The sequence below is a fragment of the Lactobacillus sp. ESL0700 genome, assembly GCF_029392095.1.
Lineage (GTDB): Bacteria > Bacillota > Bacilli > Lactobacillales > Lactobacillaceae > Lactobacillus.
Genome location: NZ_CP113930.1, coordinates 1,573,753 through 1,590,276, shown reverse-complemented (window position 1 = coordinate 1,590,276; position 16,524 = coordinate 1,573,753). Strand labels below are relative to the sequence as shown.

The window sequence follows — 16,524 nt, the reverse complement described above, 5'->3', positions numbered from 1 at the left end:
TAGTTTGAATAATACAAAAATCTGATTTTTGAACAGAGAAGACAGAGGTCTTCTCTTGTTTTTTCTGTAAAATTCCTTTAACATTATTATGATTAATCGAAAATAGAAAAGGATTTTTTCGCCAATGAAGCAAATGATAATTCATGGTGGAAAGCCCCTGCAGGGTGATGTCTGGATCGGTGGCGCTAAGAACTCAACGGTAGCACTGATTCCAGCATCGATTTTGTCGCGTACACCAGTAACCTTGGAAGGTGTTCCAAGGATTGCTGACGTTGACAACTTAATGGATCTACTGAGTGAGATGGATGTTGTGAGTGACTTTCACGAAACGACATTGCACATCAACCCAGTAAACATTAAGATGAGCCCATTGCCAAGCGGTAAGATTAAGAGTTTGCGCGCTTCCTATTATTTTATGGGCGCACTACTCGGCCGCTTTGGTAAGGCTGTTGTGGGCTTCCCCGGTGGGGATGACATTGGGCCGCGTCCCATCGACCAGCATATTAAGGGCTTTGAAGCCTTAGGCGCATGTGTAAAAAATGAAAATGATCAAATAACAATTAAGTCTCCTGCAAGTGGACTTCATGGTGCAACAATTCACCTGAAGATGCCATCAGTCGGGGCAACAATGAATATTATTATGGCCAGTGTAACTGCGCATGGTCAAACGGTAATTGACAATGCTGCCAAAGAACCTGAAATTATTGATTTAGCAACTTTTCTCAATAATATGGGTGCTGTTATTCGTGGTGCTGGGACTGACACGATTCGAATTGAAGGGGTAGAGCAGCTGCGCGCGCAGACGCCGCATACAATTATCCCGGACCGAATCGAAGCTGGTACGTATATTTCGCTAGCTGGCTGTGTCGGTAATGGTATTCGAATCCATAACATCATTGAGGAACACCTCGATTCATACCTTGCTAAGGTTGAGGAAATGGGTGTAGTGATCGATGCCGATGAAGATTCGCTATTTGTTTATCCAGCTGGTGAGCTGCGGATGACGCAGATTAAGACGGGAGCTTATCCTGGATTTGCGACAGACTTGCAGCAGCCGGTGACGCCGCTTTTGTTAACTGCAAAAACCGGTGAGGGTGTTATTATTGACCGTATTTATCCTAAGCGGATTGGCCACATTGAGCAGTTACGCAAGATGGGTGCTGATATTAAGGCCGAAGATAATATAATTTTAGTTCATCCAACTGAGCACTTGCACGGCGCGACAGTGGCAGCCGGAGAGATCCGTGCTGGCGCTTGCCTGATGATTGCTGGCTTGATGGCTGACGGAACAACTGTGATTAATAACGCGGGCAATATCTTGCGTGGATATGACCGTGTCCAAGAGAAACTTCGCTTGCTTGGTGCTGATGTTACCATTCAAGATGTACCAGAAAAATAAGTTAATCAAAAGAGCTTGAAGCAGAGATGCTTCAAGCTTTTTTGGATAAAAAAACAGCAGAGCAATTACTCCGCTGTTTTTACTATTTAAAATCTAATCTAACAAGTCATACTTCAAAGTCATCAAACCGTGACCTTCATCAACCATGTTGCCAAGAAGTTCAATTGTATTGCTATAAACTTGGTCAGCCATCTTTTGGTTGGCTTCTACAAGCAAGTCTTCCAATTCTTGACCAGATAAGTCTTTAGCCTTTTTATCAGTTTGGTGTTGGATAAAGTGACATTCTGACTGTGACTTTTGTTCAAAGTCAGCTTCTAACTCGCCATAAACCTTAAAGTTGGTGTCGCCGAGTTGAGCTGTCAACTTGTTCAACCAGAAAATCTTGTTCAGGTCAAACTTAGCACCAGTTTGGTAGCTAGCAGGGGTGGTTGAAACGTTGGTGTAGAATGGCACCATGCAGTTGAAGCTATTTGGTCCAAAGGCAAGCCATTGAACACCAGCAAATTCAGCAGGAACGTCATTTCTAACTTGTAAAATATGAGTTTCAAAGTTACGGTTAAGTGCGATTGACCGGAAAGTTTTCTTTTCGGCATCAGTACCAGTACCATAAGGATCGTAAGGCGTGTCTTGGTAGTGAGAACTCTCAACCCATTCGATGTCTTCAATACTAATCTTGCGGTTAGCGTGGCAGATGAATGGTTGGTCTTGATCGCTTGGTTGACCGCCAAACTCTGGATCAAAGTAGTTGTGAACAAACCATGCACGTGGATTGTTGTAATGTGCATCCTTGATAGTTGAACTACCAAAGATGTGACGCATATTGTAACCTTCACGGTCAGGATTTAAATGGTATTCAGCGATTAAGTCTTCCAAGTCTGAAGAAGCCATGAAGCCATCTTGACCAAAGTGGAATTCGTCAATGTTTAACCGGTTAGGAGCAATCACGTAAGCATCGTCAGGGATACGACGTGCAATCCAGTGGTGGCCACCGATAGTTTCTAGGTACCAGATTTCATCCTTGTCGGCAAAAGCCATGCCGTTCATTTCGTAAGTGCCGTATTTTTCTAGTAAATAACTGACACGCTTAACACCATCAAGAGCTGAATGAAGGTATGGCAATGTTAAAGTGACAAAGTCTTCTTCACCAAGGCCGCCTTCTGCAGTTAATGGGTCGATCCCTTGAATCCGAGAATTAGTGGTGATGGTTTCAGTAGCAGTCATGGCAACGTTGTCTGAATTAATTCCGGCAGCTGCCCAAATGCCGCTTTCGCCTGACACGTCAGGAGCGCTAGTGTAGCGTAATGGATTAGCTGGCAAGTCGTCATCGTCAATCTTTTGGTGGCTGATGACACTCTCGTAGTGCTTAGGTTGCTTGTCTGGAGTAATAACTTCAAATCCTTCAGGAATAATGGTTCTACCGCCATCCTCGCTACGTGCGATCATGGTTGAGCCATCGAGTGAAGCATTTTTACCAACTAAAATTGTGGTACATTCTGTTTGTTTCATAAATAGGTCCTTTCTGTTTGCTTTAACTACTATTGTATTAAAAGAAGGCTGGGTCTGGCAATCTAAAAAAATAATAATTTCCTGACAGTTGTCTAGTTTGCGATGTTTTTTCTAAATTAATTATAGTAAAGAATAAAAGTTTATTATCTACAAAAGTTGCCACTGACTGGTGAACTAGGAAGATTGGCAGTGACAATTAATGTGCTATAATAAAAAAAAGGAGTTCTGCTAGTAATAGAATTCCTTACAGAAACCGCGTAAGGCGGTAGTTTGTTAGTTTAATTATAAAGATTATAAATCGCTAGCTTCACTAGAGCCAAGGCGATTTATTTTTTTGACTGATTTTTAATTAGTTCAACAATTAATGCAATCAAGGCAATAATGAAAGTGCTATTTGCCAATATAAATTAGTGTAGTTGAAAGACAATTAAGTACAATTAATGTGTTATAATAAAAAAAGAAAAGGAGTTCTACTGGTAATAGAACTCCTTACAGAAACCGCATCAGGCGGTAGTTTGTTAGTTTAATTATAAAGATTATAAATCGCTAGCTGTACTAGAGCCAAGGCGATTTATTTTTTTGACTGATTTTTAATTAGTTCAACAATTAATGCAATCAAGGCAATAATGAAAGTGCTATTTGCCAATATAAATTAGTGTAGTTGAAAGACAATTAAGTACAATTAATGTGTTATAATAAAAAAAGAAAAGGAGTTCTACTGGTAATAGAACTCCTTACAGAAACCGCATCAGGCGGTAGTTTGTTAGTTTAATTATAAAGATTATAAATCGCTAGCTGTACTAGAGCTAAGGCGATTTATTTTTTTGACTGATTTTTAATCAGTTCAACAATTAATGCAATCAAGGCAACAATAAAAATGCTATTTGCCAATATAAATTAGTGTAGTTGGAAGACAATTAAGTACAATTAATGTGTTATAATAAAAAAAGAAAAGGAGTTCTACTAGTAATAGAACTCCTTACAGAAACCGCGTAAGACGGTAGCAAACTTATAGATTTACAAATAAAATCGCTAACTTCACTAGAGCTAAGGCGATTTTATTTTTTTGACTGATTTTTAATCAGTTCTACAATTAATGCAATCAAGGCAACAACGAAAGTGCCAAAAGAAAGCATTAATTGAATAGCGTCTGAAGTAGACACCGAGGTTACCTCCTTTCATCAGAATTTTGAAGTGCAGGTGTTTAATCACCATAAGCACCACTTCCTTTGAAAGCAAATAACTACCGCCTTAGCTTTTCTGTAATAGTATTATAACAAAAGCAAACATAAATTTTAATAGCTGGTAACATTTTGGCATTAATTTCTATTACTATAAAAGAGAGAACTATTTAATAATCTAAATAGTTCTCTCTTTTTATATGCTAAATATTGTTTTGCAAGTAAACTTCAAGTTCATGGCTGTATGCGTCCATGCCGTTTAACTTGGTTATTTTAATAATTTCCTGACAGTTTTCTAGATAAGATTCTTCTGGTTTTTTATGATATGCAAGGATGTTTTTAGACAGCAAAATTCCTATTTTATAGAAAAAGTTATCGGGTCTAGTATTAATTTTATCAGCACATGCGATGAAATAGGCAGCGTCTTGATAATTTTGGCTTTCGACACATAGAAAAGTAATGTTAACTAAAATTACTATTAATGAAGCTTGAATATCAATTTCATTAATATTCAAAAATTTGTTAAGAATTTTTTTGACAATAGCAATATTTTGATCAAGTTCAAATAGGGGGATTAGGTTGCGGTAAATAGTTAAGTAGTCCTTACTCAGAAATTTTGTGTTTAAAAACTTTTCTTTCAGATAGCTACGACTTTTTTCATCTAAGCTATCAAAATCGTTATTTACTAATGCAATATAGGCATTAATCAAGGCGATTTGCTCCTCTTGATTAGGATAATTACTACTAATTATTTTTTCTTTGATCTGTTCTAATTTTGATTTTGAATTTTGATAATAGGCATTAGTAATTAAAGTTTTTAGTTGAGTTTTCTGATGGTACTGAGAGCGATCAACTTCATTTAGTTTGGTAAAAAAATCAACGGTTGGGATGTGATTGTAGTGAAGTAGGTCAAGTAAATCATTTGCTGATAAGTGACTTTTTCCTTGTTCTACTTTGGTATAAAACGAGCGGCTGACGATATTGCCAACCCAACTTTGTTGGGACTTATGTTGGATAAGGCGATACTTTTTTAGTAATTCATTAATTTCCATTGATAGCCTCTTTCTAATTTTATGTAAGCGATTTATAAATAAATTTTAAACTATTAATCGTTTTTTGAAAAATAAAAATTTTATGTTTGAATGTGAAAATATGAACCATTGAACAATGATTGAAAAAGATTTGCTATAACAAGATTAAAGAATAAAAAAACTATTTTAACAGTCACGCATGATAAAGAAATTGCTATGCAGCACGATCAAATATTAATGCTTAGTAAGGGATATATAAGAGAAATCGATTAGGAGAAAATATTTATGGGTTTTTGGATAATGATAATTTCTTGTTTGATAGGTTTAATTTTTATTATTTTGAGTTTATCAAAGAAGTTGTCGAAAAAGATTAAATGCTTATTATTAGTTTGTGGAATTATATTTATATTGTTTGCAATATTTTTAGCTACTCCACAAGGTGCGGAATTTTTGTCACTATTGTGATTAACTAAGACCAACCAGCCAATTTTGAATAACATAATAAAAGGAGCTACTTCAATTAGAAGTAGCTCCTTTTTAGGCGCAAGTAAGTATTTCCAAGGGCAAGAAAACTTACCTACATTATAAAAAATTATTGTTTACTAGCACCGCCTCCTTTAAGTAATAAGTTTAGAATAGTTGCCGATAAGCTGGTAATCACAATCCCATTTGAAAGAAAGAGTTGAATTGTTTGGGGTAAATTTTGAAAAATTTGTGGATAGATTGTGACACCAAGGCCTAAGCCAATTGAAATTGCAATAATTAATACATTATTGTTGTCGCTGAGGTCAACTTTGATTAGGGTTTTAATTCCTTGTACGGCAATCATGGTAAACATGACAAGCATGGCTCCACCTAAAACGGGGGTAGGGATAATGGTTACTAACGCGCCGATTTTTGGTAGCAAACCCATTGCCATTAAGAGTCCTGCTGCCCAATAGATTGGGCGCTTGGTTTTAATCCCAGATAATTGCAGTAAGCCGACGTTTTGCGAGAAAGTCGTGTAAGGAAATGCATTGAACAGTCCCCCGCAAATTTGTGCTAAGCCTTCTGCACGGTAGCCCTTTTTCAAGTCGTCCTCAGTAACGTTGTGGTGAATTAGGTCGCCAGTCGCAAAGAACACGCCCGTGGATTCAACCATTGAAACTAATGCGATAATAATCATCGTCATGCTGGAAGACCACTCAAAGTGAGGTACGCCGAAGTAAAATAATTGTGGTAAGTGGAACCATGAAGCCTGCAATACTGGCGTAAAAGATACGAGGCCCATGCAAGCGGCAATGATCGTGCCGATAATTAGTCCAATTAAGACAGAAATCGAATGCAAGAAGCCTTTTGCCCAGATTTCAAACGCTAAGATAATGAACATGGTGCCAAAGCCCAGCAGTAGATTTTGCCAATTGCCGAAGTCTTTTGAACTACTATTGCCGCCGCCCATATTTTGCACAGCAACCGGAATTAAGGTTAAGCCGATTGTTGTGATTAACGTACCAGTGACAACTGGAGGAAAGAACTTCTTGATTTTAGCGAAAATGCTAGAAATCAAAATCACGAAAATACCAGCCACAATAATGGCGCCGTACATGTCATTAATTGAAAACTTCTGCCCAATCATCTGCAAAGGAGCTACGGCCTGAATGGCACAACCCAAAATGACGGGAAAGCCGATGCCAAAGTACTTGTTACGTAATAATTGAAGCAAAGTTGCCAAGCCGCACATGAAAATATCGATCGAAACTAGATAAGTCATTTGGCTAGCAGAGAATTTTAATGCACTACCGATTAATAACGGCACGGCGACAGCGCCGGAATACATTGCAAGTAAGTGTTGTAAGCCTAAGATAGCAGCTTTTTGTTGGCTGACTTCTTTTTGCGCCATTATTCTTCACCTGCAAAATGTACTTTTTCGTCTTTTAAGCTCGTAATATTGGCTAAAGTTTCCAAGCGGTAATTGTGGTCTTGAATCCAATCGCTACCACCCTGAAAGGTTTTGGCAACGACCACACCAACGCCGGCAATCTTTGCATGAGCTTGCTCGGCAATATTAATCATGCCTTTAACAGCCTCGCCATGAGCTAAAAAGTCATCGATAATTAGCAGCGTGTCGTCTTCACTCAGGAACTTTTGCTCAACACAGATTTTGTTAGTGACCTTTTTGGTGTAAGAAAAGACATCGGCCCAGTAAACCGCATCGTTGAGTGTCGATGGCTTCTTCTTGCGGGCAAATACCATCGGCACGCGCAATTCAAAAGCAGCCATAATCCCCGGGGCAATGCCGGAAGCCTCACAAGTCAAGACCTTGGTAATGCCACTATCTTGAAAGCGCCGGGCAAATTCTTGTCCGCAGGCAATCATCAATTCAGGATCAACTTGATGATTCAAAAACGAGTTGATTTTCAGGACATTTCCGGGTAAAACTTCACCGTCACGTCTAATGCGGTCTTCTAGTAACTTCACGTTTTCCTCCTTGAAAAAAATAAGGGCCTCTTCTACCAAAACTATGGTAAAAGAAGCCCTTAAAAGTAGTCAGTACGACCACTAAAAGATGCTGCTTAATCCATAGTTCAGAATTTCGGTTCTGAGTAGAAACTGTCGACCTGATTACGACAATATACAGATTAATATTTGTGTGTTGAATGAATTCTAACAGAGATGAGCAGCGCATGCAAGAATAAAATTTATTTTTAAAAACGAATTATTTTTGACATATATAGGATATAATTCGCATTTAAAAATAATTTGTGAAGAAAATAGTTGACCGTAAACATAAATCCTAGTATGGTTTAGTTAATTTAAAGTATAGTTTTACAAAGGATTGGGGGATGGCCGTGAACAAAAATATCAGTGATTTTGATGAAATTATTGTTTTAGATTTTGGTAGTCAATATAATCAATTAATTACGCGGCGATTGCGTGATTTTGGTATTTATTCGGAATTATTGCCACACGATATTAGTATGGCAGAAATCAAAAAGATTGCTCCTAAGGGCATTATCTTTTCTGGTGGGCCGAATAGTATTTATGCTGAAGAGGCGCTGAAAGTTGACCCTGACATTTTTAAATTAGGGATTCCTATTTTGGGCATTTGCTACGGGATGCAGCTGATGTCGTATTACTTGGGCGGCAAGGTGGAGCCGGCCGATAATTCAGAATATGGGCGCGCCGATATTAAGGTTGAAGCTCCTGATTCTGTCTTGTTTAGTGGTCTGCCAAAGGATGAATATGTTTGGATGAGTCATGGCGACTTGGTAACTAAGGCACCCGATGGCTTTACGACAGTTGCTTCTAGTAAAAATTGCCCAATTTCTGCAATTGCGAACAATTCGGCTAAATTCTACGGTATCCAATTTCACGCTGAGGTGCGCAACACCCAGTATGGCTTGGACATTTTGAAAAATTTTGCCTTTAAAGTTTGCAAGGCCAAGGCCGATTGGTCAATGACTGACTTTATCGAGATGAAGATTGCCGATATTCGTGCAGAAGTTGGCGATAAAAAGGTGATTTTGGGCTTGTCTGGTGGTGTCGACTCCAGCGTGACGGCAACCTTATTGCACAAGGCAATCGGTGACCAAATGACAGCAATTTTTGTTGATCATGGCATGCTCCGGAAGAACGAAGGCGATGAAGTCATGGCAGCTCTTAGCCGTGATTTAGGTGTGAACATCGTTCGCGTTAATGCCAAAGACCGCTTTTTGAATAAATTGCGGGGTGTTACTGACCCAGAACAAAAGCGCAAGATAATCGGCAAAGAGTTCATCGAGGTTTTCAATGAAGAAGCACAAAAAATTCCTGATGCTGACTTTTTAGCTCAAGGCACACTCTATACTGATGTGATTGAGAGTGGAACTAACACTGCACAAACAATAAAGTCACACCATAATGTTGGCGGCTTGCCGGAAGATATGCATTTTAAGCTGATTGAACCTTTACGCAAATTATTTAAGGATGAAGTGCGTGAATTAGGTGAAAAGTTAGGAATCCCGCACGATTTGGTTTGGCGGCAACCATTCCCGGGTCCAGGACTTGGAATTCGCGTTTTAGGTGAAGTAACCGAGGATAAGTTGGCCCTGGTGCGCGAGAGTGATGCCATTTTGCGCGATGAAATTAAAAAGGCTGGCTTGCAAGAAAAGGTTTGGCAGTACTTTACTGTTTTGCCCGGCATTAGGTCAGTTGGCGTGATGGGCGACGGTCGGACTTATGACTATACGATTGGCATTCGTGCTGTAACCTCGATTGATGGCATGACCGCGGATTTTGCCCGTTTGCCGTGGGATGTTTTGCAAAAAATTTCCACGCGCATTGTTGATGAGGTGCCGAACATTAACCGCGTCGTCTATGATGTCACGAGTAAGCCACCTTCAACAATTGAATGGGAATAAAATAATAATATATAACTACAAAAACACGATTTCGGTATTTTATCGAAGTCGTGTTTTTTGGCTTTAAGTAATAAAATTTAGTTGCGTTAGAGTTAACTCCAAGGTTTAGACTTATTTAAAGAGGTACAAAATGAATATTAAACAGGTAAGCGAGCTTTGTAACTTGTCGCCAGACACAATTCGTTATTACGAAAAGGAAAAACTGATTCCACCAGTTAAGCGAGTGAGTGGGATGCGCGATTTTGATCAAAAAGATGTGAAGTGGCTGAACTTTATCTATTGTATGCGTCATGCGGGACTGCCAATCAAGGTGCTAAAGGAGTACGTAGACTTATTTTCTCAAGGTGATGTAACAATTCCTAAAAGAGTAGAGTTATTGAAACAGCAACGTGAAACGCTCAATGATAAGATTACGGAATTAACAAGTGCTCGTGATCACTTAGACCAGAAGATAGCCAATTATCAAACTAATTTATTGCAAGCCGAACATGATTTAGGACAAATCACAAGGGAAAACGACAGCTAAACTTTTGCCAATTGGCATAACAAGTAACGGATAAAAATAAGGAGAACAAACGAATGAAAGCAGCAGTTTTTGTTAAACCAGGTCAAGTAGAAGTTAGGGAGTTTCCTAAACCCAAGATTGAACATGAAGGAGACGCAATTATTAGAGTGGTTCGTGCCAGCGTGTGCGGTTCTGACTTGTGGTGGTATCGGGGATTGTCGCAAAGAAAGAGCGGCTCAACAATTGGCCACGAGGCAATTGGGGTCGTTGAAGAAGTTGGCAGTGGCGTTAAAAATATCAAAGTGGGCGATTTTGTCATTGTGCCATTTACTCATGGCTGCGGGTATTGTACTAATTGTCTTGCTGGTTTTGAAGGAAATTGCCTCAATCAAGAAGCCGGTCCTAATGGCGGTTATCAAGGAGAATATTTGCGTTATTATAATGCTGACTGGGGATTAGTTAAGGTTCCAGGTAAGCCAAGCGATTATTCTGACCAAAAACTCGCTTCTCTGCAAACTTTGGCTGATGTGATGGCAACGGGTTATCACGCAGCCTTTAGCGCTGAGGTTAAAAAGGGTGATACAGTTGCAGTTGTTGGTGATGGTGCCGTGGGGTTATGCGGAGTAATCTCTGCTAAATTACTCGGAGCTAAAAGAATTATTGCTATGAGCCGTCATGAAGACCGCCAAAAGCTAGCTCTTGAATTTGGCGCAACTGATATTGTTCCAGAACGTGGTGATGAAGGCGTTCAGCACGTTATGCAGTTAACGCAAAATGCTGGTGTTGATGCAGCTTTGGAATGTGTTGGCACGGAGCAAGCGATGGCAACGGCAGCTTCATTATTACGTGCTGGCGGAATTGTCGGCCGAGTTGGTGTACCCCAAAAAGCAGAGATTAATATGTCGAACTTATTTTGGAAAAATATCGGTGTTCGTGGAGGAACAGCTTCAGTGACGACACACGACCGTAATGTTTTATTACAGGCAGTTTTGGATGATCAAATTAACCCTGGAAAAGTATTTACCAAAGAATTTAAGTTAACTGAAATCCAATCTGCTTATGAAGCGATGGATAAACGCGAAGCCATTAAGTCATTGATTGTCTTTGATTAACTGATATTTCTTTATTATAATCTGAATAATTTTATCAAGGAAAAAGTCAACTTATTTAAATATTTGTTGACTTTTTTAGTTTGCCATAATATTATATGAAATATAATATAGAGAGGAGAAACAATATGGCAATTCAAATACCAACACGATTACTTGATGGTGCTGTTCTTTCTTTTTTAAAAGATGAAGATTTATATGGATATGCATTGACACAGAAGGTTCAAGGAACTTTCGATATTTCTGAATCAACAATCTATCCTGTTTTAAGACGATTGAAGAAAAACGGCTATCTAACAACTTATGATCAGCCATATCAGGGCCGTAATCGGCGCTACTATCAGTTGACGGAAACTGGTTTGACCTTATTAGCAGCTGTGCAAAAAGAATGGCTAAACTTTAGCACAAAGGTTAATCAAATATTGGGAGAGAAAAATGGAACAAATAATTAATGACTACATTTTGGAAGTAGAAGAAAATTTGTCATCCTTGCCTCTTGGAGATCGCAATGATGTGTTGGAATTTTACCGTGAATTCTTGCTAGATGGTGATTTTCAAAATCGTGCTGCAATTGAAAAAGAATTAGGTACTCCGCAACAGTTGGCACGTAAGATTGTGGCTGATTACGTTATCAATGATCAGCCTGAAACTGAGGCAACTGATAGAGCAGAAGATACTGCATCTTCTTCGCAAAGTTTGCACACAATTTGGCGCATTTTTGTTGGTATTTGTGCCATTCCAACGGGAATAATCATCGGGATTACCTTAACCGCAATTTTTCTTGGCTTGTTCTGTGCTTTTCTAGGAATTTTGGTTGGTTTTATTGGTTTAGCTCTAGGCCTTTTAGTTGCTGGTGTGGTAGGAATTGTCATTGGTTTGAATTTGCTGGTTGCGAGTTCTTGGGCTCCAGGTTTCTTTTATTTAGGAGCAGGCCTGATTGTTCTCAGCATTTGCCTGTTTATTGTCCCAGCAATTATCCAAACTTTGCGCTTTTTAGCTGCTAAATGTGCACAATTTGCACGCTTTTTGGGTAGAAAAATCTTTAAAAAACGCTATTACAAGACTAAGACGGATAAGGAGGCCAAATGATGAAACGATTTTATAAAATAGGAGCTGTAACTTTAATAATTGGCTTGATTTTAATAATTGTAGGTTATGTTAATGATGGGATGCAGCCAGTCGTTGGGACAGATTTAACCAACTTTCAAGTGCTTGATGCCAAGACCTTTTCACATGAACGGACTTTATCTTATAAGAAATTTAGTCAGGTTGAACTAAATACTGGTGAAGTCGATTATCGGATCCATCGCGGCAATAAGTATCAGATCAAGGTTAATGATACTAAAGAACATTTACTTGTTGTTAACAAAGTAAAGGATAAAATAGTAATCGATCAACGTCACCAAAACTATCCAATTACGATTGATTGGAAGTTTTATAAACAACGCCCAGAAGTTGAAATTACGGTACCAACTAAAGCTGCCTTAACTAAGATTGAAGATAATAATACGCAAGGAAGTTTAAAAGTATCAGATTTAAAATTACAAAAACTGATAACTGGTATTGCTGATTACAATGAACAAGATGATTTACAACTGCATAATTTACAGGTAGAGCGAGCACAAATTAGTAATCATATGTCTGATATTGATATTGATAATTGTACTTTTAATAATAGCAAATTTGATTTGGATAATTGTATATTGGAAATGAATAAATTAGTTGTTAAAAAGCAGTTGGTGGCATATTTAGTTGGTGGTGACTTTGAAGCTTATTCATCAGAATTTCACCATGGTAAGATTTCTGATAGCGATGGCGAAGTCCTAATAAATAAGAGTATTGTTGACACAATGAAATTTTCTTTAGATCAGGTAGACCTAAATATGTCACGCAATAAATTTACTGGTAAAAATACTTTTGGTCTCAAGCAGAGCTCATTAATAATGAAACATAATCCAGCAAATATTAACTATGATTTATTGACAACCGGTGAAGGACGAATTAAATTCCGTGGCAAGAAGGTTCATCGCAGCTCGGCTAACTATACTAAGTTTAATAAGAAAGTGGCTAACTCAGTGGGAACAATTAAAGCTGAGGCCAGTGATGATGATATTGTTATTAAATAATTGTATATTTGTTGTGCAAAAGTAATATTACGACTAACGATTACTGACCATGTTTAGCAATAATAAAAGGAAGACAGTTTGAAATGTCTTCCTTTTTGTTAACTTTTTATTTTTTAGAAGCTCCTGAAACAACATCAGCAGTTTGATTATTTTCATCTGGAACTAGTTTTTGTCCTGTTTGTTTTAAATAGCGCTTAATAACTGGTAATAAGTCGATAATCCATTCAGTTACTCCTGCATATTCATTATTTTTATCTTGCATATTTTTAAAGGAAGCAACCATGTATTGTTTTTCACTGGCCATAATTAGTCGGTAAGTTTTACCAGTTTTGGCATAATCCATTATTTTTTGCACACTAGGCATTGATGTGTCTTTATGTATTTCTGTTAAAGTTTGTCCCAGTCTTTCAGGCCAACGTGGTGAAAGCAATAGGTTTTTAGGAATTTCATTATTACAATAAATGTAGCGGTCGTCCTTATCAACTGTTACAAATTCAAGTGGTAAACAGTTAAGCATTGCATCGATTTGGTCGACGGTCATTAGTCCTTGATCTAATTCTACATAATCTGTTCCTTTAGCAGCATTTACTTTTTTAGATGTTTCAGTAATCCATGTGCTAGTTGCTTCTTCTGTATGGTTAACCATAATAATCCTCCTTAATATTTTTAATTACTATTTACATTAAAAGTATATTTTGTTTATACTTATAAGTGAAATTAATATCAGTTATTAATAATAAGAATTATTTATGAAAAATCATGGATATAAAAAGATTAGTCACATTTATTAATTTAGTTGAAACGCGTAATTATACTAGAACTGCAAGGGCGATGCATGTAACGCAGCCAACGGTTACTCATGATATTAATGCAATAGAAGATGAACTTGGTGTTAAGTTATTTAACCGTAATAAACGCTATGTTAATGTAACCAAAAATGGCTGGGTATTTTATCAAAAAATAAAGCCATTAATTAACAGCTATTATTCAGTTGTACAGGACATGCAAAAAAACAATTTGCAAGAAAACTACCAAATAGCTCTAGGATATTCTTATTCTCTTTTTAATGATTTGCATATTCCAATTTGGATAAAGCAATTTCAAGAATTGCATCCGCAAGTTGAATTTTTAATCGAAAATTTGAGTAGAAATGAATTAAAACAACACTTGCTAGCCAACGATTTGGATGTAATGATCACTACAGGAAAAGAAGCTGAGGACTTACAAGGCATAAATAGCTATCTACTTGAAACGGAACATTTTAAGGCAATTGTTTCCAGGACTAATCCGTTAAGTAAATGTTCTTCTTTAAAATTGGATGATTTTAATGGTGAAAAGATGCTTTTTTTGGATAATAATTGGGCAGCCGTAGATTTGATTAACTTGCAAAATGAGGTTATTCACAATAATAAGCAAATTGATGTTACTTATGCTGATAATCTGTCTTCATTAAACATTTTGCTTAGAAGTGGTCAGGGAATTACACTAGGCTTGTATTGCATTTATGCCGATTTGCCTTCTTCGTTAACATACGTTCCATTGAAGTGGGATGCGACAGTAGATTTGCTACTTTTGAAGTTAACCAATAATCGTAAAAGAATTGTTCATAGTTTTATTAAATTTGTTCAAAAGCTAGAATCTCAAAATTTGCAGAATAACTTATGAATTGAAAAAGCACACAAAATAAGTGTTAGCAGGAGTTCTGTTTGACAATTGAGACCAACAACTTATTAAATAGCAAAAAAAGGCTAAAAACTTCACGTTTTTAGCCTTTTTGATTTGTCTTAATGAGTACTGCGGCGCAACAAGCATTTACTTCTTTTGTGTCCAAATGTACACTGGCCAGCCAGATAGAGTTAGCAAGATGCCGATAAGAGCTAAGAATGGCTGCGTTAATGTTGTGTTAATTACGATGAACAAGGCACCGATAATAGCGAGGATTGGTGGCCACGGAAATAGTGGTACTTTATATGGCCTGATTAATTCAGATTTTCGCTTGCGCAAGATAAAGACACCGACAAAGAGTAAGATGGAAAAAATCCACGAAACATAGACCAGCATGTCGGTTAAGCTGTCAAAAGTTCCCGAAAAAATCATGACGGCAGCAATTGCACATTCAAAGAGCATACTGTTGGTGGGCACAACTGTTTTACGATTTAATTTGGCAAAAAAATTGGCAGCTGGCAATTTTTGTTGCTTGCCTAAGGTATACGGCATTCTGGAACCAACCATGAGGTGACCGTTGATGGCCCCAAAGACTGATACCAAAATGCCAATACTGATAATTAAACCGCCCAAGTTGCCAAACAGTCGCTGTGCAGTTAGCAAGGCCGTTCCCTGATTACCCACGATGGTAGACCACGGAATCATTCTGGTGTAACTCCAGTTAAGCAATGTGTAAATGATGGTAACGCCGAACACGCCCCAAGTAATAGCACGGGACAGGGTTTTGGCCGGATTTTTAATTTCACCGGCTAGATTGCCGATACTTAACCAACCGTCATAAGCAAAAAGCACGGCTAGCAGTGCTTGACCAAAGGCCGCACCATTAGCAGAGTTCAAATGCGGCAATGGGGCGCCAGTTAATTGATTGGTGCTGCTGTTAAAGATCGCAAAGATGATAATTGCGGCAATTGGTAACAGCTTAATTATTAGCGCCAGTTTCTGGACCTCGCTGCTTAGTTTGGAACCCAGCCAATTGACTAGCAGGATAACTAACATGCCGATCAGAGCCACGCCAGTAGTAGAATAACTGCTAAAATTCGGAATTTGCTTTAATTGTGTCGCAAACACAATTGAAAGGGCAGCGATGTTGGCCGGATAATAGACGATGATCAGCGACCAGCCAAAAAGGAAGGCAATTTTTGAGCCATAAATTTCTTGCAAGTATTTGACTGGGCCGCCGTCTTCTGGGAAAATCGCGGCAAGTTCGGCCACGCTGAGCCCAGCCATTAGGGTAATAAATCCGGCTAGAGGCCAAACAAGGATACTCAACCAAGCATTGTGAGTTAATGCCGAAACGCTGGCGATTTTGAAAAAGGCGCCGCCACCAATCATGGTGCCCATGACAGTTGCCAGAGCGGCGAATAATGTGAGTTGTCTTTTCATAATTACGTCCTTACTAATTTAAAGTAACTTCAACATTATATGGTAAACAGCATTAAAAAACTAAGATTGCGGTTCGTGAACGTTTGTAATAATTTTCTCTAGCACATTTGAAAGCAATTACAAGTATGATATTATTTTGATAGAAGCAAATTAGTTAAAATGCTTTGGCAATTTGTTAAA

The 16,524-nt window shown here is 38.1% G+C and carries 15 protein-coding genes and 1 riboswitch; of the genes, 8 read left to right on the top strand and 7 right to left on the bottom strand.

The window, feature by feature from the left end; translation table 11 throughout:
• Positions 1-124: 124 nt before the first annotated feature.
• Positions 125-1,399, top strand: coding sequence for a UDP-N-acetylglucosamine 1-carboxyvinyltransferase (locus OZX63_RS07625; protein WP_277142873.1), 1,275 nt, complete (start codon positions 125-127; stop codon positions 1,397-1,399).
• A 93-nt stretch (positions 1,400-1,492) separates the two neighbouring features.
• Here the strand turns inward: OZX63_RS07625 and OZX63_RS07620 are convergent, their stop codons facing one another.
• The 5 genes from OZX63_RS07620 to OZX63_RS07600 form a co-directional block, all read right to left on the bottom strand.
• The gene (locus OZX63_RS07620; RefSeq protein ID WP_277142872.1) at positions 1,493-2,905 is read right to left on the bottom strand and encodes a C69 family dipeptidase; all 1,413 of its coding nucleotides are present in this window, start codon (positions 2,903-2,905) and stop codon (positions 1,493-1,495) included.
• 1,058 nt (positions 2,906-3,963) lie between these two features.
• Positions 3,964-4,068 carry a putative holin-like toxin gene (locus OZX63_RS07615; RefSeq protein ID WP_277142870.1) on the bottom strand — a complete coding sequence of 35 codons (105 nt, stop codon included), beginning with the start codon at positions 4,066-4,068 and terminating at the stop codon, positions 3,964-3,966.
• Between the two features lie 221 nt (positions 4,069-4,289).
• Positions 4,290-5,138 (bottom strand): hypothetical protein, encoded by an 849-nt coding sequence (locus OZX63_RS07610; RefSeq protein ID WP_277142868.1) that lies wholly within the window; start codon positions 5,136-5,138, stop codon positions 4,290-4,292.
• 571 nt (positions 5,139-5,709) lie between these two features.
• A complete protein-coding gene (locus tag OZX63_RS07605) occupies positions 5,710-6,996 on the bottom strand; it encodes a nucleobase:cation symporter-2 family protein (RefSeq protein ID WP_277142865.1) in 1,287 nt (428 codons plus the stop codon).
• Positions 6,996-7,574, bottom strand: coding sequence for a xanthine phosphoribosyltransferase (locus OZX63_RS07600; protein ID WP_277142863.1), 579 nt, complete (start codon positions 7,572-7,574; stop codon positions 6,996-6,998). The genes OZX63_RS07605 and OZX63_RS07600 overlap by 1 nt, the downstream gene beginning before the upstream one ends.
• A gap of 83 nt (positions 7,575-7,657) precedes the next feature.
• Positions 7,658-7,754: riboswitch (purine riboswitch) on the bottom strand.
• 185 nt (positions 7,755-7,939) lie between these two features.
• Between OZX63_RS07600 and guaA the strand changes: the two genes are divergently transcribed.
• The 6 genes from guaA (at position 7,940) to OZX63_RS07570 (ending at position 13,236) form a co-directional block, all read left to right on the top strand.
• Positions 7,940-9,496 carry a glutamine-hydrolyzing GMP synthase gene (guaA, locus tag OZX63_RS07595; RefSeq protein WP_277142861.1) on the top strand — a complete coding sequence of 519 codons (1,557 nt, stop codon included), beginning with the start codon at positions 7,940-7,942 and terminating at the stop codon, positions 9,494-9,496.
• A gap of 130 nt (positions 9,497-9,626) precedes the next feature.
• Positions 9,627-10,022 carry a MerR family transcriptional regulator gene (locus tag OZX63_RS07590; RefSeq protein WP_277142859.1) on the top strand — a complete coding sequence of 132 codons (396 nt, stop codon included), beginning with the start codon at positions 9,627-9,629 and terminating at the stop codon, positions 10,020-10,022.
• 53 nt (positions 10,023-10,075) lie between these two features.
• On the top strand, positions 10,076-11,113 hold the full coding sequence (locus OZX63_RS07585) for a zinc-dependent alcohol dehydrogenase family protein (protein WP_277142857.1): 1,038 nt from the start codon (positions 10,076-10,078) through the stop codon (positions 11,111-11,113).
• 125 nt (positions 11,114-11,238) lie between these two features.
• Positions 11,239-11,562, top strand: coding sequence for a PadR family transcriptional regulator (locus tag OZX63_RS07580; RefSeq protein ID WP_277131922.1), 324 nt, complete (start codon positions 11,239-11,241; stop codon positions 11,560-11,562).
• Positions 11,546-12,199, top strand: a complete 654-nt coding sequence (locus tag OZX63_RS07575; RefSeq protein ID WP_277142855.1) for a DUF1700 domain-containing protein — start codon at positions 11,546-11,548, stop codon at positions 12,197-12,199. Before OZX63_RS07580 ends, OZX63_RS07575 begins: the two co-directional genes overlap by 17 nt.
• Positions 12,196-13,236 (top strand): DUF4097 family beta strand repeat-containing protein, encoded by a 1,041-nt coding sequence (locus OZX63_RS07570; protein WP_277142853.1) that lies wholly within the window; start codon positions 12,196-12,198, stop codon positions 13,234-13,236. Before OZX63_RS07575 ends, OZX63_RS07570 begins: the two co-directional genes overlap by 4 nt.
• 106 nt (positions 13,237-13,342) lie before the next feature.
• On the opposite strand, the gene OZX63_RS07565 is transcribed toward OZX63_RS07570, so the two are convergent.
• Positions 13,343-13,882 carry a PAS domain-containing protein gene (locus OZX63_RS07565; RefSeq protein WP_277142851.1) on the bottom strand — a complete coding sequence of 180 codons (540 nt, stop codon included), beginning with the start codon at positions 13,880-13,882 and terminating at the stop codon, positions 13,343-13,345.
• Between the two features lie 113 nt (positions 13,883-13,995).
• Between OZX63_RS07565 and OZX63_RS07560 the strand changes: the two genes are divergently transcribed.
• Positions 13,996-14,901 (top strand): LysR family transcriptional regulator, encoded by a 906-nt coding sequence (locus OZX63_RS07560; protein ID WP_277142849.1) that lies wholly within the window; start codon positions 13,996-13,998, stop codon positions 14,899-14,901.
• A 147-nt stretch (positions 14,902-15,048) separates the two neighbouring features.
• Here OZX63_RS07560 and OZX63_RS07555 read toward each other — a convergent pair whose 3' ends face one another.
• On the bottom strand, positions 15,049-16,344 hold the full coding sequence (locus tag OZX63_RS07555; protein ID WP_277142847.1) for an amino acid permease: 1,296 nt from the start codon (positions 16,342-16,344) through the stop codon (positions 15,049-15,051).
• Positions 16,345-16,524 lie beyond the last annotated feature (180 nt).